We start from the raw sequence: 22,804 nt of genomic DNA on the forward strand, positions 1-22,804 counted from the left end.
CCCAATCCGTTAACGAAGCGGGTAATCTTGTTTACAACGGATGCCTGGAATCAATGCAGACGGGTGACGGCATATCCCTGTTTGCGGAAAAGCTCGACCAGTCCCTGCTCGCCGATCAGGTGCATCGCGCCGACCGCAATGAAAGCGTTGCCGTCTTTAAGGAGAGGGGCCGCGCGCTCTGCCATGCGGATATTGCGGTCGGTGATCGCGTGTTTCATGAAATCTTCATAGCTGGGATCTTGGGCTGCTGTGGTGCCGAGCACATGGTAGCTCAAGGGAATGAACAGCCCGATCTCGCCATCGAGGTACATGTCGGTCATGGTCGCAAAGATGTCGTCCAGCTTGTCGTCTGCCTCCATCTGCTGAAGGAGGCTGCGAAGCAGCGGCGCGGAATCGACCGCATTGATGGATTCCAGCTGCTCAAGCGCGGTCTCAAGCCCGATGACCGTTTTCCCCTCGTCATGGGCGGCGCGGATCAACGCGAGATCGAGAGGGGCCAATCCCGACGCTGCCCGCCTTTTCTCGCAGGCAGGAGAGCTGATGTGCATGAGCAGCATCCACGGCTTCATTTTGGAGACGGCGAAAAGGGGAATGCCACGCGCCTTCAGCACCACTTCCAGCCGGCTGACCTCATCGGTATCGAGCAGGGTTTGGATCGAGGTGCCATCGGTGAACATCGTCAGTTCGGGATAGGCAAACAGCGCACGCCCGATATCCATCGGCTCGAGACTTTCCAGCTCCAGAGCCACGGTCCCGGCCTCGTCAAAGGGAAGCCATGCCTCCTCCGGCATTTCGACAACGCGCGGATCGGTGACATGCATGGTGCCAAGCAGGTAGGACGGCTCTGCACCCGCGCGGTCGATCTTCCAGAAAATACCTTTTCCGTTCGGCGTTTCCGCGGCCTGTTTGCGCAGATCGGCCAAGGCTTGCGGATCGTCGCGCTCCATTTCGGCCATCAGGTTTTTGCCGGTGCAGACCGGCGGCTCGGCAGCGTTTGCCGGGGCGGCCAGTGCCAGCTGGAAACCCAGGATGGTGAAAGCCTTGGCAAGCAATGCGCCGGCAGATCGGCAGCGGCTGGAAAAATGGACGAAGAAAGGAATGCGATGCATCACGGATTTGACCCACAGGCACTTGATCTGAAAACGATGCATGCACTTATGAGTTGTTCTTTGCCCGACTTCAAGCGCGCGGGTGGGCGCGATCGTAGATTTCCAGGAGCCTTGCCGAATCGACGCCGGTATAGACCTGCGTGGTCGACAGGCTGGCATGGCCGAGCAGTTCCTGGATGGTGCGCAAGTCGCCGCCGCCGGCCAGAAGATGGGTGGCGAAGGAATGGCGCAGCGCATGCGGCGTGGCGGTATCGGGAAGGCCGAGTGCACCGCGTAGCTTCTGCATTTCGCGCTGGATGATGGCCGGTTGCAGCTTGCCGCCCTTGGCGCCGCGAAACAGCGGCGCATCCGGCGCCAGATGATAGGGGCAGAGCTTTTCATAAGCGCGCACCGCATCGACCGCGGCTGTAATCAGCGGCACGATGCGGGTCTTGCCGCCCTTGCCGTCAATGCGCAGTGCCGTCGGCGCGCCGGTGAAATCGGATGGCGTCATGGCGAGCGCCTCGGAGATGCGCAGGCCGCAGCCGTAGAGCAGGGTCAAGACCGCCGCATTGCGGGTGGCGATCCAGGGTTCCTCGGCAAGCTGCGCCTCGCTGGTGACGACCATCAGAGCATCGACTGCGGTCAGCGGCTTGGGCAGGGATTTCAGCTGTTTCGGCGAGCGCACGGCGGCTGCGCCTGCCGCATTGGCAAGGCCCTTCTTTTCGAGATGCCGCAGAAAGGAGCGCAGGCCGGCAAGCCCGCGGCCGAGTGTTCTGGCACCGGCACCGTCGCGTCGGCGCGAGGCGAGAAAGCCGCGCAGGTCGCCGGGCCGGAGCGCGCTGATGTCGCTGAGCCGGGCCGGGCCGCTCAGATGTCCGGTGAGAAAATACAGGAATTGCCGCGTGTCGCGCTCATAAGCCTCGACGGTCTTGTCCGACAGGCGCCGCTCTTCGCCCAGCCCCGCAAGCCAGCGCTGGCGCTCCGCCATCAGCTCCGGATGACCAATGATCAACAGTTCGTTCACAGGCATACTCCGCGACAATCACGCGGGGACTCTGCGCGTCAGCCCGTTATGTTTTTCCTAACGGCCCTTGGAATTTGTCATGTTCGGATCATATTCACCTGCGATAGCTCAGCCAAAGCAAAGCGGAAAAATCCATGGCACGGCGGGATTCGGTCAGCGGTTTCACCTATTTCGCAGAGACGGTCGCCCTGGTTTCGCACGGCCAGCCCGGTCATATCGTCGATACGCTGATTGCCGAGCGCGGCCAGCGCATCGTCAAGCATCCGCTCTGGCCGGTGATGCGGCCGTTTCTCTATACGCTGCTGAACTACCGCAAGGCGATCGAGTTTGCCGATGCCGTTGCCAATGCGCCGGGCTTTCAGGCATTCGAGCATCTGAGCGAAACCCTGTCGCTGGATATCCGGGTGCGCCAGCCGCAGCGCATTCCCGAAAAAGGCGGCTTTCTGCTGGTGAGCAACCACCCGACCGGCATTGCCGATGGCATCGCCGTGTTCGATCTTTTGAAACACTGCCGTCCTGACATGATGTTCTTTGCCAATCGCGATGCCATCCGGGTCAATCCGCGCTTTGCCGAGATGGTCATTCCGGTGGAGTGGCGCGACGAACACAAGACCAAGCTGAAAGCGCGCGAAACGCTGCAGACCACCAACCGGGCCATCTCGGAGGGCAAGGCGACTGTCCTTTTTCCATCCGGCCGCATCGCCTATTGGGCAAACGGGCAGCTCAACGAGCGTCCGTGGAAGACCTCGGCCGTCAGCTTTGCCCGCAAATACAATCTGCCGATCCTGCCGGTTCACATGTCGGCGCGCAATTCCGGGCTGTTCTACTGGCTGGCCAAGTGGTCGACGGAACTGCGCGACATGACGGTGTTCCATGAGCTTCTCAACAAGAAGGGCGACATGTTCGATTTCACCATCGGCAATCTGATCCAGCCGGATGCGCTGGACGGCGATCCGGTGGACGTGACGCGGGCGCTGGAGCGCCATACTGTCCATGATCTCGCGCGTGATGGCGATGCGGCGTTCCGCAATCCGGTTTCGCTTAAGGAGATGATCGGCTAAATCTGTATCATGCAGATTCGCTCGATGTTTGCCGCCAATTACCGCTCGCTGAAATCCATTCGGATGGATATGGCCGGGGTGAACCTGTTCATCGGCGAAAACGGCGTCGGCAAATCCAATCTCTATCGTGCCCTGCAGCTTGTTCAGGCCGCCGTTCGCGGCAGGCTTGCCCATGAGATCGCCCGTGAAGGCGGCATGGCGTCGGCGCTGTGGAGCGGCAAACGCCGAAGCGGCGATCCGGTACGCATCAAGCTCGAGGTCGAATTGCTGGACGAGGAGCGGGCAGTCAGCTTCCACTACCGGGTCGAGGCCGGATTGCGCCCGGCGAAAGCCGCTGCCGGTTTCATTTTCGAACCGCAGGTGAAGGAAGAAGAACTGAAGGTCGATGCCGGCAGGCCGGTGACGGTGATGAAGCGGGCCGGGCCGGGGATCTTCGTCAGAAACGCCGCCGGCCGGATGGAGGAATATCCGGAACAGGCGCTGACATCGGAGACCGCCATCGCGCTTCTGGGGGATGCCGGTCACTATCCGGAGATCGGCGCGTTTCGCCGCGTCATCGACGGCTGGCGCTTTTTCCACGGGTTTCGAACCGACCGCGATTCGCCGCTGCGGACACCGTGCCTCGCCGTCACCGCGCCGTTGCTGGACGAGGACGGCTCCAACCTCGCGGCCGTCTTCGCGACGCTGTTTCACACTCGCCAGGATACGGTCGATCTCGACCGCGCCGTTGCCGATGCCTTTGGCGGGGCCCGGCTGGCGGTTCCCGAGCCGGAGGAATTCGCCGAATTCGCGCTGGTCTTTCCGGATTTCCCGCAACGCCGGTTTTCGCCGCGCGAACTGTCCGACGGCCAGATGCGGTTTCTGGCCTTGGCCGGGGCGCTGCTCTCTTACCGCACGCCGCGTTTCATCGCCCTCAACGAGCCGGAAACAAGCCTGCATCCCGACATGCTACCGGCCCTTGCCGCGATGATTGCCAGTGCCTCCGCCGACAGCCAGATCTGGATCGTCACCCATTCGGAACTCCTGGCGGCGGAAATTCAGAAGCGCTGTGGTACGCGCCCGAAACGGGTGATCCGCAATGACGGGGCGACATGGATCGAGGGGATGCGGCTGACGGGGATGATGGATGAGGATGAGGATTAAAAAGAAAAAGCCCCGCGATCATCTCGCGGGGCTTCTTGTTCATTCGATATACGAAATATATCAGGCGATCTTCTGGCCGGTCTTGGCCCAGTCGGCGAGGAAGGTCGCGAGGCCGGCGTCAGTCAGCGGGTGCTTGACGAGTGCCTTCAGGGTTGCCGGCGGTGCGGTGATGACGTCGGCCCCGATCAGGGCTGCTTCCTTGACGTGGTTGACCGTGCGGATCGAGGCGGCGAGGATTTCGGTCTCGTAGCCGTAATTGTCGAAGATCTGGCGGATTTCGCGGATCAGGTCCATGCCATCGAAGGCGATGTCATCGAGACGGCCGACGAAGGGCGAAACGAAAGTGGCGCCGGCCTTGGCGGCGAGCAGGGCCTGGTTGGCCGAGAAGCACAGCGTCACGTTGGTCTGGTGGCCGTCGGACGACAGGTTCTTGCAGGCCTTGAGGCCGTCGAGTGTCAGCGGCAGCTTGATGCAGATATTGTCGGCGATCTTCGAAATGACAGCCGCCTCCTTCATGATCGTCTCGTAATCGGTGGCAGCCACTTCGGCGGAAACCGGGCCATCGACGATGCCGCAGATTTCCTTGGTGACTTCGACGATGTTACGGCCGGACTTGAGGATCAGCGAAGGGTTGGTCGTCACGCCGTCGACGAGACCGAGGTCGTTCAACGCACGGATTTCGTTCACATCGGCTGTATCGACAAAAAACTTCATGGGTAATCTCCCTTGGGATGCGCGGGCTGCTGTGTTGTTTCGGGGTTTTCTTTAACGCAATCCGGAGGCAAGGTCACGGCCGATGACTGAAGATTCGACCGATTTGTTTGACGACCTGTTCGCCCGCCGCGTCGTGCCCGTTCTGGTGCCGATGCCCGCCCCGAAAGCATACTCCTATGCGGTGCCGGAGGGAATGGCTGTCGAGCCCGGATCGATCGTGCAGGTGCCGCTCGGGCCGCGCCAGGTCGTGGGCGTCGTCTGGGACGGCACCGACGATGGCAGCGTCGATCCGAAGAAGCTCAAGGCCATCACCCGCGCCTTCGATTGCCCGCCTTTGTCGAAAGACATGCGCACCTTTCTCGATTGGGTGGCCGCCTACACCGTTTCGCCGCCGGGTCTGGTTGCCCGCATGGCGCTGCGCGCACCGGCCGCTTTCGATCCCGAACCGATGATCGAGGGCCTGCGGCTGACCGATACGCGGCCCGAGCGGATGACCCCTGCGCGTCAACGGGTCATCGCGGCGGCCGACAATGGCTTTGCCTGGACACGGTCCGGACTGGCGCATGCGGCGGGCACCTCGTCGAGCGTGATCGACGGACTGGCGGTGCAGGGCGTCTTTGAAACCATCTTCATGCCGCCGCCACCGGTGGTGGCGCTGCCCGATCCGGATTATGCCGAGCATCGTCTCGAAGGGCCGCAGAAGCAGGCGGCACAGGATCTGCTCGACAGCGTCGATGTCGGCGGCTTTTCCGTCTCGCTGATCGACGGTATCACCGGCTCCGGCAAGACCGAGGTCTATTTCGAGGCGATCGCGGCGACCCTGAAGGCCGGCCGGCAGGTGCTGATCCTTCTGCCGGAAATCGCGCTGACGGCGAGTTTTCTCGAGCGCTTCCAGGATCGCTTCGGGTCCAAGCCGGCCGAATGGCATTCCGACCTCGCGCCGCGAACCCGCGAAAAGGTCTGGCGGCAGGTGACGGAGGGCGGCGTGCGGGTGGTTGCCGGGGCCCGCTCGGCCCTGTTCCTGCCGTTCGAGAATCTTGGCCTGATCATTGTCGATGAGGAGCACGACCCGGCCTACAAGCAGGAAGACCGTGTCTTCTATAATGCACGCGACATGGCGGTGGTGCGCGCCCGTATCGGCGAATTCCCGGTGGTGCTGGTTTCGGCGACGCCATCGGTCGAAAGCCGGGTCAACGGCGATCTCGGCCGCTACAAGCCGATCCACCTGCCGACGCGGTTTGGCGACGCCGCGCTCCCTGATCTCGGTCTCGTCGATATGCGCAGGCATCCGCCGGAACGCGGTGGTTTCCTGTCGCCGGTGCTGCTGCGCCATATCGGCAAGGCAGTGGAGCGCGGCGAACAGGCGCTGCTGTTTCTCAACCGGCGGGGCTATGCGCCGCTGACGCTGTGCCGCGTCTGCGGCCATCGCTTCCAGTGCCCGGATTGTTCGAGCTGGCTGGTCGAACACCGCTTTCGCGGCCAGATCCAGTGCCATCACTGCGGCTATGCCGAACGCACACCGGAAAGCTGCCCGGAATGCGGCACGTTCGACCATCTGGTTGCCTGCGGTCCCGGCGTCGAGCGCATCGCCGAGGAGGTCGACCGGCATTTTCCCGATGCGCGCACCATCGTGCTGTCCTCCGACCTGATGGGCGTCAAGCGGCTGCGGCTGGAGCTGGAGGCCATCGCCAGGGGCGAGGCGGATATCGTCGTCGGCACGCAGCTGGTCGCCAAGGGGCACAATTTTCCGATGATGACCTTCGTCGGTATCGTCGATGCCGACATCGGCCTTGCCAATGGCGATCCGCGCGCCGCCGAGCGGACATTCCAGTTGCTGAGCCAGGTGACCGGCCGAGCAGGGCGAACGGGCTTGAAGTCGCTTGGCCTGCTGCAGACCTATCAGCCGCAGCACCCGGTGATGCAGGCAATCGTTTCCGGCGATTCGCAGGCGTTTTACGAGCGCGAGATCAACGAGCGGGAGAAAGCGCTGCTGCCGCCGTTCGGCCGGCTGGCGTCTGTAATCGTTTCGGCCGATACGCGCGCCGACGCCGAGGGGCATGCAAGAGGCCTGCGCCAGGCCGCCCCAAAGGTCAGCGGTATCGGCATTCTCGGTCCGGCCGAAGCACCGCTGGCGCTCATCCGCGGCCGCCATCGCTTCCGGCTGCTGGTGCACGGCCGCCGCAACAGCGACATGCAGGCATTCGTGAAAACGATGATGGCCAACGGACCGAAGATGCGTGGCTCGGTCAGCGTCCAGCTGGACATCGATCCGCAGAGTTTTTTGTGAGGATGTATCCGGCTTCGCCCCTCATCCGGCCTGTCGGCCACCTTCTCCCCGTGCACAGGGAGAAGGACCCGCGGCAAACTCTGTTGTCCTCTCTCCCTGCTTGCGGGGAGAGGGTGAGGGGCCGGGTTACCGCATCCGATATTGAGATGGTGATTCCCACTTGGCCTGATTACTGCCGTCACCCGATTCCCTTTTTCGTTGCGCTGGGTTAATGCTGCCTCGTTGCAACAACGGCTTTGGGTCAAGAGGATAAGATGGAATTCTACATTCCGACGGAAACGGGAGAGTTCCTGGCGTTCTGCGCGGCAGTTGCGACGTCGCTGCTCGGCCTTGTTTTTCTCTTTGCGCCGGGCATCGCCTTTCGCGCGCTCGGGATCGATCTCCGCGAAGGCCGGCGCGGCGGTTATGCCGAGGCGCGCTCGACGATGGGCGGCTTTCATCTGGGGCTTGGCATCGCTGCGCTGCTTCTTGCCCAGCCGATGGTCTATCTGGCGCTCGGGGCCGCCTTTGCGCTTGCGGCTTTTGGCCGTATCCTGTCGATGCTGTCGGATCGCGGCAATACGGTTGTGAACTGGCTCTTTCTGGTCGTCCAGATGGTGCTGTCGGCTCTGCCTCTGGCCTATGTGTTCGGTTTCGTTTGAAGCCGGCCGGCAGGTCCATGCAGTGTGGACCTCGCCAGCTCATACCCCATTTTTGTCAAAATTTGGCCGAAGATGCAGAGTTATCGCGCATTCGTGCCGTTCGCGTGTTGCGAGTCCAGATATCCTATGCTAGACGAACCGCGACTTGTGGGGGAAACAGGCCGCCCGGCCTGTATATCCTTTAAAATATAGCAACAAATTCAAGGTGTTGGGTTTACGGATCTCCGCAGACATCGCCCTTGGATTAAAATGAGAGAAGCTTGTGCCCGTGGCAGACACATCCCAGCTTATTTCCGGTGTTGCAGAAAGATACGCGTCTTCGCTTTTCGATCTCGCGCTGGAAGCAGGATCGGTGGAGAGCGTTGGGTCTGATCTGGACAAGTTCCAGTCGCTGATCAACGAAAGCGCCGATCTGAAGCGCCTCATCGTCAGCCCGATCTTTTCTGCCGACGACCAGTTCAAGGCCATTTCGGCGATTATCGCCAAGGCCGGTATCACAGGTCTGGTCGGCAATTTCCTGAAGGTGGTTGCACGCAATCGCCGCCTGTTTGCGGTGCCCGGCATCGTCAAGTCTTATCGCGAAACCGCAGCCCGTCATCGTGGCGAAGTTTCCGCTGAGGTGACTTCGGCGCATGCGCTTTCGGCAGCGCAGCAGACTGAATTGAAGGCGGCGCTCAAGGGCGTCACCGGCAAAGACGTGACGCTCAACGTCACGGTTGAACCCTCTCTTCTCGGTGGTCTGATCGTCAAGGTCGGGTCCCGCCAGATTGACACTTCCCTTCGCACAAAGCTTTCTAGCCTTAAGCTTGCACTGAAAGAGGTCGGCTGATGGATATCCGCGCCGCGGAAATTTCCGCAATTCTTAAAGATCAAATCAAAAACTTCGGCCAGGAGGCGGAAGTCTCCGAAGTCGGTCAGGTTCTGTCCGTCGGTGACGGTATTGCCCGCGTCTACGGTCTGGACAATGTTCAGGCTGGTGAGATGGTCGAATTCCCGGGTGGAATTCGCGGCATGGCGCTGAACCTTGAAGCCGACAATGTCGGTGTGGTTATCTTCGGTGCCGACCGTGGCATCAAGGAAGGCGACACCGTCAAGCGGACCGGTTCTATCGTGGACGTTCCGGTTGGTCCGGAACTGCTCGGCCGCGTCGTTGACGCGCTCGGCAATCCGATCGACGGCAAGGGGCCGATCAATGCCAGGCAGCGCTCGCGCGTTGACGTCAAGGCTCCGGGCATCATCCCGCGCAAGTCGGTTCATGAGCCGATGTCGACCGGCCTCAAGGCCATCGATGCCCTGATCCCGGTTGGTCGCGGCCAGCGCGAGCTCGTCATCGGCGACCGCCAGACCGGCAAGACCGCCATCATTCTCGACACGATCCTCAACCAGAAGGCCATTCACGACAATGGCCCGGATGCCGAAAAGCTGTATTGCGTCTATGTCGCTATCGGCCAGAAGCGTTCGACGGTTGCCCAGTTCGTCAAGGTGCTCGAAGAGCGCGGCGCCCTGAAGTACTCGATCATCATTGCGGCAACAGCGTCCGATCCGGCTCCGATGCAGTATCTCGCGCCGTTCGCCGGTTGCGCCATGGGCGAATATTTCCGCGACAACGGCATGCACGCGCTGATCGGCTATGACGATCTGTCCAAGCAGGCCGTATCCTATCGCCAGATGTCGCTTCTGCTGCGCCGCCCGCCGGGCCGCGAAGCCTATCCGGGCGACGTTTTCTACCTGCATTCGCGTCTTCTCGAGCGCGCTGCAAAGCTTTCCGACGCCAACGGCGCTGGCTCGCTGACCGCTCTGCCGGTTATCGAAACCCAGGGCAACGACGTTTCGGCGTTCATCCCGACCAACGTGATCTCGATCACCGACGGCCAGATCTTCCTTGAAACCGACTTGTTCTACCAGGGCATCCGTCCGGCGGTGAACGTCGGTCTGTCGGTTTCCCGCGTCGGTTCGGCCGCTCAGGTCAAGGCGATGAAGCAGGTTGCCGGCTCGATCAAGGGCGAGCTTGCCCAGTATCGCGAAATGGCGGCGTTCGCCCAGTTCGGTTCGGACCTTGACGCTGCGACGCAGCGCCTCTTGAACCGCGGCGCACGCCTGACCGAACTTCTGAAGCAGCCGCAGTTCTCGCCGCTGAAGACGGAAGAACAGGTCGCAGTCATCTTCGCCGGCGTGAACGGTTACCTCGACAAGATCGCCGTCAACCAGGTTGGCGCGTTCGAGCAGGGTCTGCTGTCGTACATGCGTTCCGAAGGCAAGGACATTCTTGAGGCTATCCGCAAGGACAAGGCAATCAGCGACGACGTCAAGGGTAAGCTCAAGGCTGCCATTGACACGTTTGCGAAATCCTTCGCCTGATCGGGTACCAGTTAGGACGGACAACGGATGCCTTCACTTAAGGATCTGAAAAACAGGATCGCCTCCGTCAAGGCGACGCAGAAGATCACCAAGGCGATGAAAATGGTCGCCGCGGCGAAGCTTCGGCGTGCGCAGGAGGCGGCCGAGGCTGCCCGGCCTTACTCGCAGCGGATGGCGATCGTTCTTGCGAACATCGCAGAAGCTGTGGGCACGGACGATAGCGCTCCGCGCCTGATGACGGGCAATGGCCGCGACCAGACGCATCTGCTGGTGGTCTGCACGGCGGAACGCGGCCTTTGCGGCGGCTTCAACAGCCAGATCGCCCGCTTTGCCCGCGATCATGTGCGCAAGCTGCTTGCCGAAGGCAAGACGGTGAAGATCATCTGCGTCGGCAAGAAGGGTTTCGACATCCTTCGCCGCGAATTCGCTTCGCTGATCGTCGATCGTATCGATCTGCGCGAAGTCAAGCGGGTCGGGTTCGAAAACGCGGATCAGATCGGCAAGAAGGTCATCGGCCTGTTCGAAAAGGGCGAATTCGACGTCTGCACTCTGTTCTATTCGGAGTTCAAATCGGTCATTTCGCAGGTTCCGACAGCGCTTCAGTTGATCCCGGCTGCGGCTCCTGCCGTTGCCAAGTCGGACGAAGTTTCGGCCGCTGCGATCTATGAATACGAGCCAGATGCGGGCGAGATCCTCAGCGATCTCATCCCGCGCAACATTTCGGTGCAGGTTTTCCGAGCTCTGCTCGAAAATGTTGCGGGTGAAATGGGTGCCAAGATGAGCGCGATGGACAACGCCACGCGCAATGCCGGTGAAATGATCAACAAGCTGACGCTGTCCTACAACCGTCAGCGTCAGGCTCAGATCACCAAGGAACTCATTGAAATCATTTCGGGCGCGGAAGCGCTCTAAGGTTACGGAAAGAGGGTAAGGATTATGGCTAAGGCAGCTACCCCCAGTACAACAGCAGCGGCGAAGAAGCCGGCAGCAGTGAAGGCAGCAGCGGAAAAGCCGGCAGCAGCAGCGAAGACCGTTGCGGCGAAGAAGGCACCGGCAGCCAAGGTGGCCGTCACGGCAACCGGCGCAGTCGGCCGCGTGACCCAGGTCATCGGCGCCGTCGTCGACGTGACATTCGAAGAAGGCCAGCTGCCGCTGATCCTCAACGCTCTGGAAACGGACAACAACGGCAACCGTCTGGTTCTCGAAGTTGCCCAGCACCTCGGTGAAAACGCCGTTCGCACGATCGCCATGGACTCGACCGAAGGTCTGGTTCGCGGTCAGCCGGTCACCGACACGGGCGCTCCGATCACCGTTCCGGTCGGTCTGGAAACGCTCGGCCGCATCATGAACGTCATCGGCGAGCCGGTTGACGAAGCCGGTCCGCTGATCACCTCGGGCAAGCGCTCGATCCATCAGGAAGCACCGAGCTACGTCGAGCAGTCGACCGAAGCACAGATCCTCGTCACCGGCATCAAGGTCGTCGACCTGCTCGCACCTTACGCCAAGGGCGGCAAGATCGGCCTGTTCGGCGGCGCCGGCGTCGGCAAGACGGTTCTGATCATGGAACTGATCAACAACGTCGCCAAGGCGCACGGTGGTTACTCGGTGTTCGCAGGCGTGGGTGAACGGACCCGCGAAGGCAACGACCTTTACCACGAAATGATCGAATCCGGCGTGAACAAGCACGGCGGCGGCGAAGGCTCCAAGGCAGCCCTCGTATACGGCCAGATGAACGAACCGCCGGGCGCCCGCGCTCGCGTCGCCCTGACCGGTCTGACGATCGCTGAACAGTTCCGTGACGAAGGTCAGGACGTTCTGTTCTTCGTGGACAACATCTTCCGCTTCACCCAGGCAGGTTCCGAAGTGTCGGCTCTTCTCGGCCGTATTCCTTCGGCTGTTGGTTATCAGCCGACGCTCGCCACCGACATGGGCCAGATGCAGGAACGCATCACCACGACGACCAAGGGCTCGATCACCTCGGTTCAGGCCATCTACGTTCCGGCCGACGACTTGACCGACCCGGCGCCGGCAACTTCGTTCGCCCACCTGGACGCAACGACGGTTCTGTCGCGCTCGATCGCCGAAAAGGGTATCTACCCGGCCGTTGACCCGCTCGACTCGACCTCGCGCATGCTCGACCCGATGGTTGTCGGCGAAGAGCATTACGAGATCTCCCGCAAGGTGCAGACGACCCTGCAGCGCTACAAGTCGCTCCAGGACATCATCGCCATCCTGGGCATGGACGAACTGTCTGAAGAAGACAAGCTGGCCGTTGCCCGCGCCCGCAAGATCGAGCGCTTCCTGTCGCAGCCGTTCTTCGTTGCCGAAGTCTTCACCGGTTCGCCGGGCAAGCTGGTTGCTCTCGAAGACACGATCAAGGGCTTCAAGGGCCTGGTCAACGGCGATTACGATCACCTTCCGGAAGCCGCCTTCTACATGGTCGGCTCCATCGAGGAAGCGATCGAAAAGGCCAAGCGTCTGGCTGCTGAAGCGGCTTGATGAATTTTGACCGGGGCGCCTCTTGTGGACGCCCCGGTCGTCAATCGCTGCGCGGGCTTGCGCCCCGGCGTACCGAACGGAATTCTCTGCCGGCGGGTCTGAGCCGGTAGCTCGAAAAGAAGCGAATGATCATGGCTGATTTCAATTTCGAACTCGTCTCTCCGGAACGCCTGTTGCTTTCCGAGCGCGTCAGCGAAGTCGTCATTCCGGCAACGGATGGCGAGATGACCGTCATGGCCAATCATGCGCCGACGATGACGACGATCAAGCCGGGCGTCGTGACCGTCAAGGCTGCCGACGGCAAGGTCAGCCGTTATGTCGTCTTCGGCGGTTTTGCCGATATCCTGCCGACCGGCTGCACGTTGCTTGCCGAATCCGCAATCCCGGCTGACGAGATGGATCCGGCCGCCGTCCAGAAGCGTATCGACGCGGCCAAGACCGAGCTTGAAGGCGCCCATAGCGACGAGCACAAGAGCCGGCTGGAGCAATTCCTGGCGGAACTGACGCATCTGAACGGCATCGTCGTCGCATTCTGATCCGGCCTTCCGGATCGATTTTCGAAACCCGCTTCGGCGGGTTTTTTATTGTCTTCCCCCTTGTGGCCGGCCGGGGCTAGAGTGCCGGTTATCGGGTGTTTTGCGCCCTTGTGCAGGCCGGAATTGTTTCCCCTGCCTTGGAACTGATACTCTAACGCTTTGATTTTATAAATTTTCGCATCTGCAAAATGATTTTACATACCCTCGTTTTTCGCTAGGCTGCGCCCGTCGCAGACAATTTTGAAATTTTCGGACCGGTGGTCCGACAAGAGATAAGAGGATGCGCATGTCTTCCAAGATCGTGCCGGTCATCATGGCCGGCGGCAAGGGAACGCGGCTTTGGCCGCTGTCGCGCTCGGCGGCGCCCAAGCAGTTCCTGCAGTTTCTCGGTGATCAGTCGCTGTTCCAGAAGACCCTGGAGCGCGTTTCCGATCAGGACCGGTATACGCCAGCCGTCATCGTCACCAATACGGAATTCCGCTTCATCGTTGCCGAGCAGGCGCGGGCGCTGGAAGCGCCGCTGTCGAGCATCCTGCTGGAGCCCGTGGCGCGCAACACGGCACCGGCGCTTGCTGCCGCAGCTTTCGTGGTGCTGCGCGAACATGGCGACGAGGCGATCATGCAGGTGCTGGCCTCCGATCATGAGATCGATGCCGGGGCGCACTATTTCGATTGCATCCGCATTGCCCGCGAGACCGCCAAGGCGGGAAAGCTGGTGACGTTCGGCATCAAGCCGACGGAGCCTGCGACCGGCTACGGCTATATCGAAATGGGTGACGATCTCGCATCGGGGGCAAAAACCGTCGCGCGTTTCGTCGAGAAGCCGGATCGGGAGCGCGCCGAGGAGCTGCTGGAGAGCGGTCGCTATCTGTGGAATTCCGGCATGTTCATGCTGCCGGTCGGGCAGTTCCTGGCGGAAATCCTGCGTTATGCGCCGGCTGTCTATGATGCGGCGCAGCGGGCCATCCAGGGCGTTCAGCGCGATCTCGATTTCGATCGCCTCGATGAGGCAGCGTTTGCGCAGGCGCCGAATATCTCGGTCGATTATGCCGTGTTCGAAAATACGCCGCATGCGGCCGTGGTTCCCTCATCCTTCAGCTGGTCCGATCTTGGCAGCTGGGATAGCGTCTGGGCGATCGGCGAAAAGGATGGGGCGGGCAATGTCGTCGGCCAGAAGGCGACCGTCAACGACACGCGCAATTCGCTTGTGCTGTCGCGCGATATCCATATTGCCGTCCAGGGGTTGGACGATATCGCCGTCATCGCCAGCGAGGACGCCGTCTATGTCGGGCGGCTGGAGGATAGCCAGAATGTCGGAGACATTGTCAAGCAGCTGGCGCTTTCGGCAAAGACCAGAGGCCTGACGGAAACCCATCCGACCTCCTACCGCCCCTGGGGCGCGGTTGCGTCGGTGCTGAGCGGCGAGCGGTTCGAGGTGAAGCGTCTGCATGTCACCCCCGGCCGCAAGATCTCGCTGCAGAAGCATCACCATCGCTCCGAGCACTGGATCGTCGTGCGCGGCACGGCGGAGATCACCATCGATGGCGAGACGCGGCTCTTACATGAAAACGAGTCCGTCTATATCCCGCAGGGCGTCGTGCACCGGCTGACAAATCCGGGCAAGATCGCGCTGGAGCTGATCGAGGTGCAGACGGGGTCGTATCTCGAGGATGACGATATCATCCGGCTGGATGACGAGTTCGGGCGGACGTAGTCTTCATTTGGACGACCGGTGATGAGAGGTCCATTGAGTACGACGGATATGCAGAGTACCTTTAGAGATAAACCGCCTGTCGTACTGAAATGAAATCTCATCACCGCTTCAGGTCATCTCATGTTGCCGATAACTGGTTATGCGCTTTTGGGAATGGCTATCGTTCTGGGGCTCTTCGTGCCGCCGCTGTTCGTCTATGCTTATCTGGCCCCGAGTTTAAGCCAATTCAGAAAACGGGCCTTTTCCTTTGGAGATTCCGACGGCCGATGGGTCGATGAAGCGGTATACGGATATATGACCAGTCGCTTGGGAAGGCTGCATATTCGCCTGCTTCTCGTCGCATGTTTCATTTTCACAATTTGCGCGGTGGTCAACATCGTCGCGATCGCGTTTGCCGTTAACGGTTGAAACAACAAAACGCCCGGGATTTTTCAATCCCGGGCGTCGCGGTCCATGGTCTTCTTATCCCCGCAGGTCAGCTTGCCATTTTGTCCGCGTAGGCTCTCTGTTCGTAGTGGTGGCCGAAGCGGCTCTTGAGGAAGGCGTCAAGGCCGATTTCTTCCTGGCGAATGAAGCCCTTGGCCGGCAGTTCGCCCTTGGCCAGCATGTCGAGCACGGCGCAGATGCTGGAGGCCGTGGTGATCTGGATGGCGCTCATCATGCGACCGGCAACGACGGCGCTATAGACCTTGTTGGCGTAGGTTTCCTGCACCAGGCGGCCTTCCTTGCGGCCGGATACCGTGACGAAGATGATGACGACGTCCTGCAGGGTCGAGGGCAGGGCGTTCTCGAAGATGTCCTTCAGCACCTCGCGGCGGTGGCGCAGGCCGAGATCGTTCAACAGCGCCTTCATGATCGCGGCATGGCCGGGATAGCGGATGGTGCGGTAGTTCAGCGTGCGGACCTTGCCCTTCAGCGTTTCGCAGAGTGTGCCGAGGCCGCCCGATGTATTGAAGGCCTCATAGGTGACGCCGTCGAGCGAGAACTCTTCGCGTTCCTCCAGAGCCGGCACCTCGATCAGATGGCCTTCGACGATCGCCTCGCAGGGCTCGATATATTCGTTGATGACGCCGTCGGTGCTCCAGGTCAGGTTATAGTTGAGAGCATTCGATGGGTACTGCGGCAGGGCGCCGACGCGCATGCGAACGCTGTCGAGCGTATCGAAGCGGCGGCTAAGATCGTTGGCGACGATGGAGATGAAGCCGGGCGCCAGGCCGCATTGCGGGATGAAGGCGGTGTTGGCAGTCTCGGCAATCGCCTTCACCCGCCGGGTGGATTCGACGTCCTCGGTGAGGTCGAGATAGTGGACGCCGGCCCTGGAGGCGGCTTCGGCGATGGCGATCGTCAGGTGATAAGGGGCGGCGCTGAGAACGGCGAACTTGCCGGTGAGCAGGCCGACCATGGCGGCTGCGTCGGAAATGTCGATCTCCGCGACCGAGATGGCCTCGTGCTTTTCGATCAGGGCAAGCTGTTCGGTGCTGCGATCGGCAAGGGTGACCTGATAATCGCCGGAATGGGCGAGAAGCCGGGCGATGGTCGAGCCGATCTTGCCGGCTCCGATGACGACGACGTTTTTCATATTGGGTCCCCCGAATGAATCTGCTGTGGGGGAATTGTCGGTCTTTCGATGGTTGATATGAAGCGCCGATCTGATAAAATTGCCGCTGAATATTCGGCATAATGCCGATGAGGATAGTCATAATGACGTTGGCAGACAAAGACCGGCAGCTTCTATCTATTCTCAGCGAGAATGCCCGCATGCCGACTGCGTTGCTCGCGCGCAAGCTTGGGCTGTCGCGCACCACCGTACAGGCGAAGATCGAGCGGCTGGAGCGTGACGGCATCATCGCCGGTTATGGTGTGCGGCTGTCTGACGATTTCGAGAAGGGGCTGGTCAAGGCACATGTGCTGATCACGCTGGCCGCGAAGGCGCTCGGACGGGTGACGCAGGATCTGCACGATATCCAGGACGTGCGCACCCTGCATTCGGTCAGCGGCAGTTTCGACCTGATCGCCATTGTTGCCGCCGCATCGATCAGCGAGCTGGATCTGGTGATCGACCGGATCGGCGAGATCGATGGGGTGGAAAAGACGCTGTCGTCGATCATTCTATCGACGCGGATCCAGCGCTGACGATGCTCAAAGTCTGCTTGCTGTGGGTATGCGGGGTATTGTCGATTCGCCGCGATATCGTGTGGAGCTTGCCCCTCACCCTCTCCCCGCAGGCGGGGAGAGGGGATTTACGGGGTTTGCCGCTTGTCCTTCTCCCCGTTTTACGGGGAGAAGGTGGCCGATAGGCCGGATGAGGGGCAGATCACACCCGGTTTACCCAAAGAGGGCGAAGGTCGCCTTCAATGTATTCCAGACGCCCCAGAGCAGCGGGATGCCGACCAGCGCCCAGGCGATCAGCGCCTTGCTGTCGAAACCACCCCGGCCGATGCCGAAGGAGCCGCTCGGGCCGGCATTGGCGGCTGCCGTCTTCGCCTGCAGGGCTGCCACCTCCTCGTCCTTCATGAACCACTTGTCGGCCAGCGGCCGGACGAGCGCGTTGGCCAGGAGGCCCAGCACCAGCATGCCGGCGAGGATGTACATGGTGAAGTTATAGACCTGATCACGCGGCACGCCGGCGGCGATCTGGGCTTCGCGGATATAGTTCACCACGACAGGCCCAATGATGCCCGCGGTCGCCCAGGCAGTCAGCAGCCGGCCATGGATGGCACCGACGAACTGCGTGCCGAAGATATCGGCGAGATAGGCGGGAATGGTGGCGAAGCCGCCGCCATACATCGACAGGATGATGCAGAACATGCCGACGAACAGGATCTTGCTCTGGATGCCTGCTGCCCAGGGGGCAAGGGCATAGAGGACGATGCCGAGCGTGAAGAAGCAGAAATAGGTGTTCTTGCGGCCGATCTTGTCCGACAGCGAGGCCCAGAAGAAGCGGCCGCCGATATTGAACAGCGACAGGAGGCCGGCGAAACCGGCGGCGATGGCGGCAATGGCTGCCAGCTGTTGCGGGTTCATGTCGACGAAGGCAACGCCTGGCTGGCCGATCAGGGAGCCGGCAAAGATTTCCTGCAGCATCGGCGAGGCCATGCCGAGAACGCCGATACCGGCCGAGACGTTGAGGCAGAGCACGGCCCAGATCAGCCAGAATTGCCGGGTCTTGTGGGCATCGCGCAGATGCACATGCCGGGTGGTGATCATCGCGCTTTTGGCGGCAGGCGGTGTCCAGCCTTCCGGGCGCCAGCCAGCCGGCGGGATGCGGTAGCCGAAGGCGCCACCCATCATGAAGACGAAATAGACGAGCGCCATGACGACGAAGGTCTGCCAGACGCCGACCGAGGTGTCGGTGCGGAAATAGGTCATCAGCAGGTTGGCCAAAGGTGCACCGATCATCGCGCCGCCGCCAAAGCCCATGATCGCCATGCCGGTGGCCATGCCGCGCCGATCGGGGAACCATTTGATCAGCGTCGAGACCGGCGAGATATAGCCGAGACCCAGGCCGATGCCGCCGATCACACCGGCACCCAGCCACATCAGCCAGAGCTGATGGGTATAGACACCGAGCGCCGCAACGAGGATGCCGCCGCACCAGCAGCAAGCCGAGACGAAGCCGGCCTTGCGCGGACCGGAGCGCTCCAGCCAGCCACCCCAGATGGCGGCGGACGAGCCGAGCAGCACGAAGAACAGGGTGTAGATCCAGCCGAGATCGCTGACGCGCCAGTCGCAGCTGGTGGTGAAGAGCGCGGAACCGAGCGTCAGGTCGGCGCAGGTGGTGGCGGCGCTGATGCCGATCGATTTGGACAGCGGCAGCCAGAAGACGCTGAAGCCATAGGCCATGCCGATACAGAGATGGATGGCCAGCGCTGCCGGTGGCACGAGCCAGCGGTTGAAGCCCGGTTTGGCGATGATGCGTTCCCGGTCGAGAAGGCCGACCGCGCCTCCGCCGGCATAGGTGTCCGTTGCTGCTGCCATTGTCTTTTTCCTCCATTCGCCCGAGCCCCGCCGGACGGTTCCCCAGTGATTGCCATGTCCGGGCTCGACAGAGATTGCCCTGCGCCACCCGCTCCTCAACGCATGATGCCTGGCTCCGTCGCCCACACATATGAAGAGCAATCGGCGTGCCAAATCGGGCCATTCAGGATTTCAATGACTTATGATCGGGGTGGGGAAGCGAGGGGACAAAATGTCCGGTGGATGGCGGACAGTTTGTCCGGATCAGCTGGCTTCGGGCAGCCAGATGGAAAAGGTCGTTCCCCGCCCGGGCTGGCTTTCCACGACGATGCCGCCGCCCTGGCGGGCGATGAGCCGCTGGCTGATCGACAGGCCGAGGCCGGTTCCTTCCTGCCGCTTGGTGGTGAAGAACGGGTCGAAGATCTTGCCGATCAGCTCAGCCGTCATCCCGACACCGGTATCGGCGATATCAAGCGCAACACCCGGCTTGCCTTCGAAGTCCTGATCCTGCGTGCCGATCGACAGTGTTCCGCCGCGCGGCATGGCATGAATGGCATTGACGATCAGGTTGACCGCCACCTGCTGCAACTCCGTCCGATTCATCAGCACCAGCCGCGTGGCGCTATCGGTACGGATAAGCTTGATTTCGGCCTTGTGCAGCAGATGCTGCACCAGCGGCAGGCAGTCGGAGACCACCTCGGCCGGGGCATGCCGCTCGACATAGCCGGCATATTCCTCCGGCTTGGCAAATTGCAGCAGCTTGGTAACGATCTGGCTGATGCGGTGGATCTGCTCGTCGATCAGCCGGAACTCGACCTTTGCCTCGTCGGCCTGGGCGCCGAGCACGCTGCGCACCACATCGAGATTGCCCTGAATGACGGCGATCGGGTTGTTGATCTCATGCGCCACGCCGGCGGTGATCTCGCCGATCGCCGCCAGTTTTTCCGACATGATCAGCTGCTTCGTCGTCGCTTCGATCTGGCGGTTGGCAAGTTCCAGTTCGCTCGTCCGTTCGGCGACGCGGTCGTTCAGTTCCTCGTTCCACCGCCGCAGCTCCCGGTCGCGCTGTTGCAACTGGTCGAGGAGCCCGTCGAGATGCAGCGCCACGCGGCCGATCTCGTCGCTCGCGGTTTTCAGTTCCGTGCGCGCGCCCATATTGCCGCCTTCGACTTTGGCGATGGTGTCGCTCATGCGTTCCAGCGGCTTGAAGATCGCCCGCGCCCAGCGCAGGAAGACGGGTACGCTGATCGCCGTGACGATCAGAAAGGCGAGCACGATGGTGAGCAGCGTCGCATATTTCGCTTGCCGGAAGGGCGTTTCCAGAAAGCCGACATAGAGCATGCCGACCCGCTTGCCGAAGCTGTCGACGATCGGTTCGTAGGCCGAGATGTACCAGTCATTGACGACGAAGGCGCTGTCGAGCCAGGTCTGGCCGTCCCCCAGCACTGCCGCCCGCACCGCGCCGGAGACCCGTGTCCCCAGGGCGCGCAGATCCTCGAACAGGCGCACATTGGTGCTGATGCGCACATCATCGAGAAACAGCGTCGCCGTGCCCTTGCTGCCTTCCGGCAGGCTCGCATCACGATAGACAAGATCGTTGATCGTGTCGATGAAGACGAGGTTCTGGTTGAGCAGGATGCCGCCGACGAGCGCGGCTTTGCGGCCATCCGCCAGCGTGACCGGGCTTGCCGAATGCACGACCATGCCGCGGGTCTCGCTTTTGCGGTCCGTCGGGACGGCATTGGCCGTTTCGACCAGATCGATGCGGGCACGGTTGGCCAGTGCCTGCGAAATCGCAGCCAGTTGTTCATTGGAGAAAATGTCGATCGCCGTCGAAGGCGTGCCGTCAAGCGCCGATGCCACCACCGGCCAGGCATTGCCCGCATCCGCAGATTGCCCGTTGCCATCGATGAGCATGAGGAAATCGAGATCAAGCGTCTGGCGGCTTTTTTCCAGCAATGCCGGCAGCTTGATCGCGTCTGACGAGCCTGCGGCATCGCGAAACGCGGCGGATACCGCCAAAGCCTGGATATGTTCGCCGGTGTTTTCCAGAATGCGCGAGAGATATTGATGGGCGATGGTCAGGTCGCCATTGACCTTGGTGATCAGCAGCGCGTCGAACTTGGTATTCCAGCGGGCAATGGCAATGCCGAGAAGCAGCGGCAGGATGACCAGCGTCGGCAGCAGCGCGATGGCCAGCAGCCGGAAGCGGATGGAGCGGGCAGGGCGCGTCGGTGCGCCGGCGTGGCCTGCTTCAGCCATTCCAGACGGCGCATTTGCGGTCGATGGTCTTGCGTGAAATGCCAAGGCGCCTTGCCGCCTCGTCGCGGTTGCCGCCGGCCTCCTCCAGCACCGCCAGGATATGGCGCCGCTCGACATCATCCAGCGTCTCCCCGGCGAGACTGGCTTGCGGGCCGCGCTGCCCGCGGAAATCGTCCGGAAACTTGCCGAGGATCAGCGAGCGTTCGATCAGGTTGCGCAGTTCGCGCACATTGCCGGGCCAGGCGTAGCGCGCCAATGCCGCCCGCACGGGTGCATCGATCGCAACCTTCGGCATGCCGAGCTGCTGCGACAGCTTCTGCATGAACAGATCGGCCAGTTCCTGCACGTCGTTGCCCCGGTCGCGCAGCGGCGGCAGATGGATCTGCATGACATTGATGCGGTAGAACAAGTCGGCGCGGAAGCGCCCTTTCTCGACCTCCTTCTGCAGGTCGGCATTGGTGGCAAAGACGAAGCGCAGATCGACGGGCACTTCGCGCTCCGAGCCGACCGGCCGGACGCGACGATCCTCGATCACCCGCAGCAGCTTGCTCTGGGTGGCAAGCGGCATTTCGCCGATTTCGTCGAGAAACAGCGTGCCGCCCTGCGCATGGGTGAACAGGCCCTCACGGCCGTTTTCAGCGCCGGTGAAGGCGCCCTTGATATGGCCGAACAGTTCCGTCTCGATCATATCCGGCGGAATGGCGGCGCAATTGACCGGCACGAAGGGCTTTTCCGCCCGGTCGGACAGCGTGTGCAGCGAGCGGGCCGCCACTTCCTTGCCGGTGCCGGATTCGCCGGTCAGAAGCACTGAGGTCGGCAGCGGCGCCACCCGAGCGATCGTATCGCGGACCTCGCCGATGACCCGGGATGCGCCGATCAGCCGGTCGCGCAAAAGGATGTGATCGGAGGTTGCCTTCAGCTCGTAGCGCAGCACGAAATTCTCGCGCTGCAGCCGCATGCGGTCGAGGCAGCGGGCGACGGAATTGAGGATCTGGTTGGAGCGGAAGGGTTTCAGCACGAAATCGACGGCGCCGGCGCGCAGCGCCTGGATGGCGGTTTCGAGATCGGCAAAGGCGGTGATCAGGATCGCCTCGGCAAAGAAGCCGATGGCCCGCTGCTCGGCCAGCCAGTCGACACCGTTCTTGCCGGGCATGATATTGTCGAGGATGACCACGTCGAAATGATGGGCATCGAGCTTGCGCGAGGCCTCGTCGGTATCGGCCGCCTCCTCGATGTGGCTGCAGCGCGGGCCAAGCGTGCGCACGAGAAAATTGCGCATGCCCGGCTCGTCATCGACGATCAGGATGGACGCCTGCGCCAGCCACGGACCGAATTCCGGATCGCGCTCCGGCACGGACGTTTTTCGCGCTGCGTCTCCCTGCAAAAGTCTCTCCCTCTTTTGACCTGCCAACCATAGCAAGGCTAACGGGCAGGTACAAAGGCCGTTTCTGCTTTCACCGGGGAAAGGGGGCGAATCGTTTGCGGCGGAGGCATTATTTGCCATGAGAAGCCGGTTT

At 61.7% G+C, this 22,804-nt stretch carries 19 protein-coding genes; 12 read left to right on the plus strand and 7 right to left on the minus strand.

Translation table 11 applies throughout. From position 1 onward, the window contains the following. Positions 1 to 50 precede the first annotated feature (50 nt). Both ADU59_RS17015 and ADU59_RS17020 read right to left on the minus strand, forming a co-directional pair. On the minus strand, positions 51 to 1,109 hold the full coding sequence (locus ADU59_RS17015) for a TraB/GumN family protein (protein ID WP_068955431.1): 1,059 nt from the start codon (positions 1,107 to 1,109) through the stop codon (positions 51 to 53). Positions 1,110 to 1,179: 70 nt separating this feature from the next. Beyond that, positions 1,180 to 2,121, minus strand: coding sequence for a tyrosine recombinase XerC (locus ADU59_RS17020; RefSeq protein WP_068955330.1), 942 nt, complete (start codon positions 2,119 to 2,121; stop codon positions 1,180 to 1,182). Positions 2,122 to 2,249: 128 nt separating this feature from the next. Between ADU59_RS17020 and ADU59_RS17025 the strand changes: the two genes are divergently transcribed. Both ADU59_RS17025 and ADU59_RS17030 read left to right on the plus strand, forming a co-directional pair. Then, positions 2,250 to 3,176 (plus strand): GNAT family N-acetyltransferase, encoded by a 927-nt coding sequence (locus tag ADU59_RS17025; protein ID WP_068955331.1) that lies wholly within the window; start codon positions 2,250 to 2,252, stop codon positions 3,174 to 3,176. A gap of 9 nt (positions 3,177 to 3,185) precedes the next feature. Continuing rightward, positions 3,186 to 4,319 (plus strand): AAA family ATPase, encoded by a 1,134-nt coding sequence (locus ADU59_RS17030; RefSeq protein WP_068955332.1) that lies wholly within the window; start codon positions 3,186 to 3,188, stop codon positions 4,317 to 4,319. A gap of 60 nt (positions 4,320 to 4,379) precedes the next feature. Here ADU59_RS17030 and fsa read toward each other — a convergent pair whose 3' ends face one another. Next, the gene (gene fsa / locus ADU59_RS17035) at positions 4,380 to 5,033 is read right to left on the minus strand and encodes a fructose-6-phosphate aldolase (protein WP_068955333.1); all 654 of its coding nucleotides are present in this window, start codon (positions 5,031 to 5,033) and stop codon (positions 4,380 to 4,382) included. An 82-nt stretch (positions 5,034 to 5,115) separates the two neighbouring features. Between fsa and ADU59_RS17040 the strand changes: the two genes are divergently transcribed. From ADU59_RS17040 to ADU59_RS17080, 9 genes are all read left to right on the plus strand, one after another. Further along, complete coding sequence (locus ADU59_RS17040; RefSeq protein ID WP_068955334.1) at positions 5,116 to 7,320, plus strand: primosomal protein N'; 2,205 nt, start codon at positions 5,116 to 5,118, stop codon at positions 7,318 to 7,320. Positions 7,321 to 7,574: 254 nt separating this feature from the next. After that, positions 7,575 to 7,961: an AGROH133_08824 family phage infection protein gene (locus ADU59_RS17045; protein WP_068955335.1), complete on the plus strand. Its 387-nt coding sequence runs from the start codon at positions 7,575 to 7,577 to the stop codon at positions 7,959 to 7,961. 262 nt (positions 7,962 to 8,223) lie between these two features. Continuing rightward, positions 8,224 to 8,790, plus strand: coding sequence for a F0F1 ATP synthase subunit delta (locus ADU59_RS17050; RefSeq protein WP_068955336.1), 567 nt, complete (start codon positions 8,224 to 8,226; stop codon positions 8,788 to 8,790). After that, the gene (gene atpA, locus ADU59_RS17055) at positions 8,790 to 10,319 is read left to right on the plus strand and encodes a F0F1 ATP synthase subunit alpha (protein WP_068955337.1); all 1,530 of its coding nucleotides are present in this window, start codon (positions 8,790 to 8,792) and stop codon (positions 10,317 to 10,319) included. Before ADU59_RS17050 ends, atpA begins: the two co-directional genes overlap by 1 nt. A gap of 27 nt (positions 10,320 to 10,346) precedes the next feature. After that, the gene (locus ADU59_RS17060) at positions 10,347 to 11,231 is read left to right on the plus strand and encodes a F0F1 ATP synthase subunit gamma (RefSeq protein ID WP_068955338.1); all 885 of its coding nucleotides are present in this window, start codon (positions 10,347 to 10,349) and stop codon (positions 11,229 to 11,231) included. A 24-nt stretch (positions 11,232 to 11,255) separates the two neighbouring features. After that, on the plus strand, positions 11,256 to 12,818 hold the full coding sequence (gene atpD, locus ADU59_RS17065) for a F0F1 ATP synthase subunit beta (RefSeq protein WP_068955339.1): 1,563 nt from the start codon (positions 11,256 to 11,258) through the stop codon (positions 12,816 to 12,818). Positions 12,819 to 12,949: 131 nt separating this feature from the next. Next, entirely contained in the window at positions 12,950 to 13,354 is a 405-nt protein-coding gene (locus ADU59_RS17070; protein WP_068955432.1) for a F0F1 ATP synthase subunit epsilon, read from the plus strand. Positions 13,355 to 13,640: 286 nt separating this feature from the next. Beyond that, positions 13,641 to 15,068: a mannose-1-phosphate guanylyltransferase/mannose-6-phosphate isomerase gene (locus ADU59_RS17075; RefSeq protein ID WP_068955433.1), complete on the plus strand. Its 1,428-nt coding sequence runs from the start codon at positions 13,641 to 13,643 to the stop codon at positions 15,066 to 15,068. Positions 15,069 to 15,221: 153 nt separating this feature from the next. Then, positions 15,222 to 15,476, plus strand: a complete 255-nt coding sequence (locus ADU59_RS17080) for a hypothetical protein (protein WP_139093186.1) — start codon at positions 15,222 to 15,224, stop codon at positions 15,474 to 15,476. Positions 15,477 to 15,543: 67 nt separating this feature from the next. Here the strand turns inward: ADU59_RS17080 and ADU59_RS17085 are convergent, their stop codons facing one another. Further along, the gene (locus ADU59_RS17085; protein WP_068955341.1) at positions 15,544 to 16,647 is read right to left on the minus strand and encodes a saccharopine dehydrogenase family protein; all 1,104 of its coding nucleotides are present in this window, start codon (positions 16,645 to 16,647) and stop codon (positions 15,544 to 15,546) included. 122 nt (positions 16,648 to 16,769) lie between these two features. Between ADU59_RS17085 and ADU59_RS17090 the strand changes: the two genes are divergently transcribed. After that, positions 16,770 to 17,201: an Lrp/AsnC family transcriptional regulator gene (locus ADU59_RS17090; protein ID WP_068955342.1), complete on the plus strand. Its 432-nt coding sequence runs from the start codon at positions 16,770 to 16,772 to the stop codon at positions 17,199 to 17,201. A 192-nt stretch (positions 17,202 to 17,393) separates the two neighbouring features. Here the strand turns inward: ADU59_RS17090 and ADU59_RS17095 are convergent, their stop codons facing one another. From ADU59_RS17095 to ADU59_RS17105, 3 genes are all read right to left on the minus strand, one after another. Further along, on the minus strand, positions 17,394 to 19,046 hold the full coding sequence (locus ADU59_RS17095; RefSeq protein ID WP_068955343.1) for an OFA family MFS transporter: 1,653 nt from the start codon (positions 19,044 to 19,046) through the stop codon (positions 17,394 to 17,396). 243 nt (positions 19,047 to 19,289) lie between these two features. After that, complete coding sequence (locus ADU59_RS17100) at positions 19,290 to 21,287, minus strand: sensor histidine kinase (RefSeq protein WP_068955344.1); 1,998 nt, start codon at positions 21,285 to 21,287, stop codon at positions 19,290 to 19,292. Then, entirely contained in the window at positions 21,280 to 22,671 is a 1,392-nt protein-coding gene (locus ADU59_RS17105; protein ID WP_068955345.1) for a sigma-54-dependent transcriptional regulator, read from the minus strand. Before ADU59_RS17105 ends, ADU59_RS17100 begins: the two co-directional genes overlap by 8 nt. Positions 22,672 to 22,804 lie beyond the last annotated feature (133 nt).

The sequence above is a fragment of the Pararhizobium polonicum genome, assembly GCF_001687365.1.
Classification (GTDB): domain Bacteria; phylum Pseudomonadota; class Alphaproteobacteria; order Rhizobiales; family Rhizobiaceae; genus Pararhizobium; species Pararhizobium polonicum.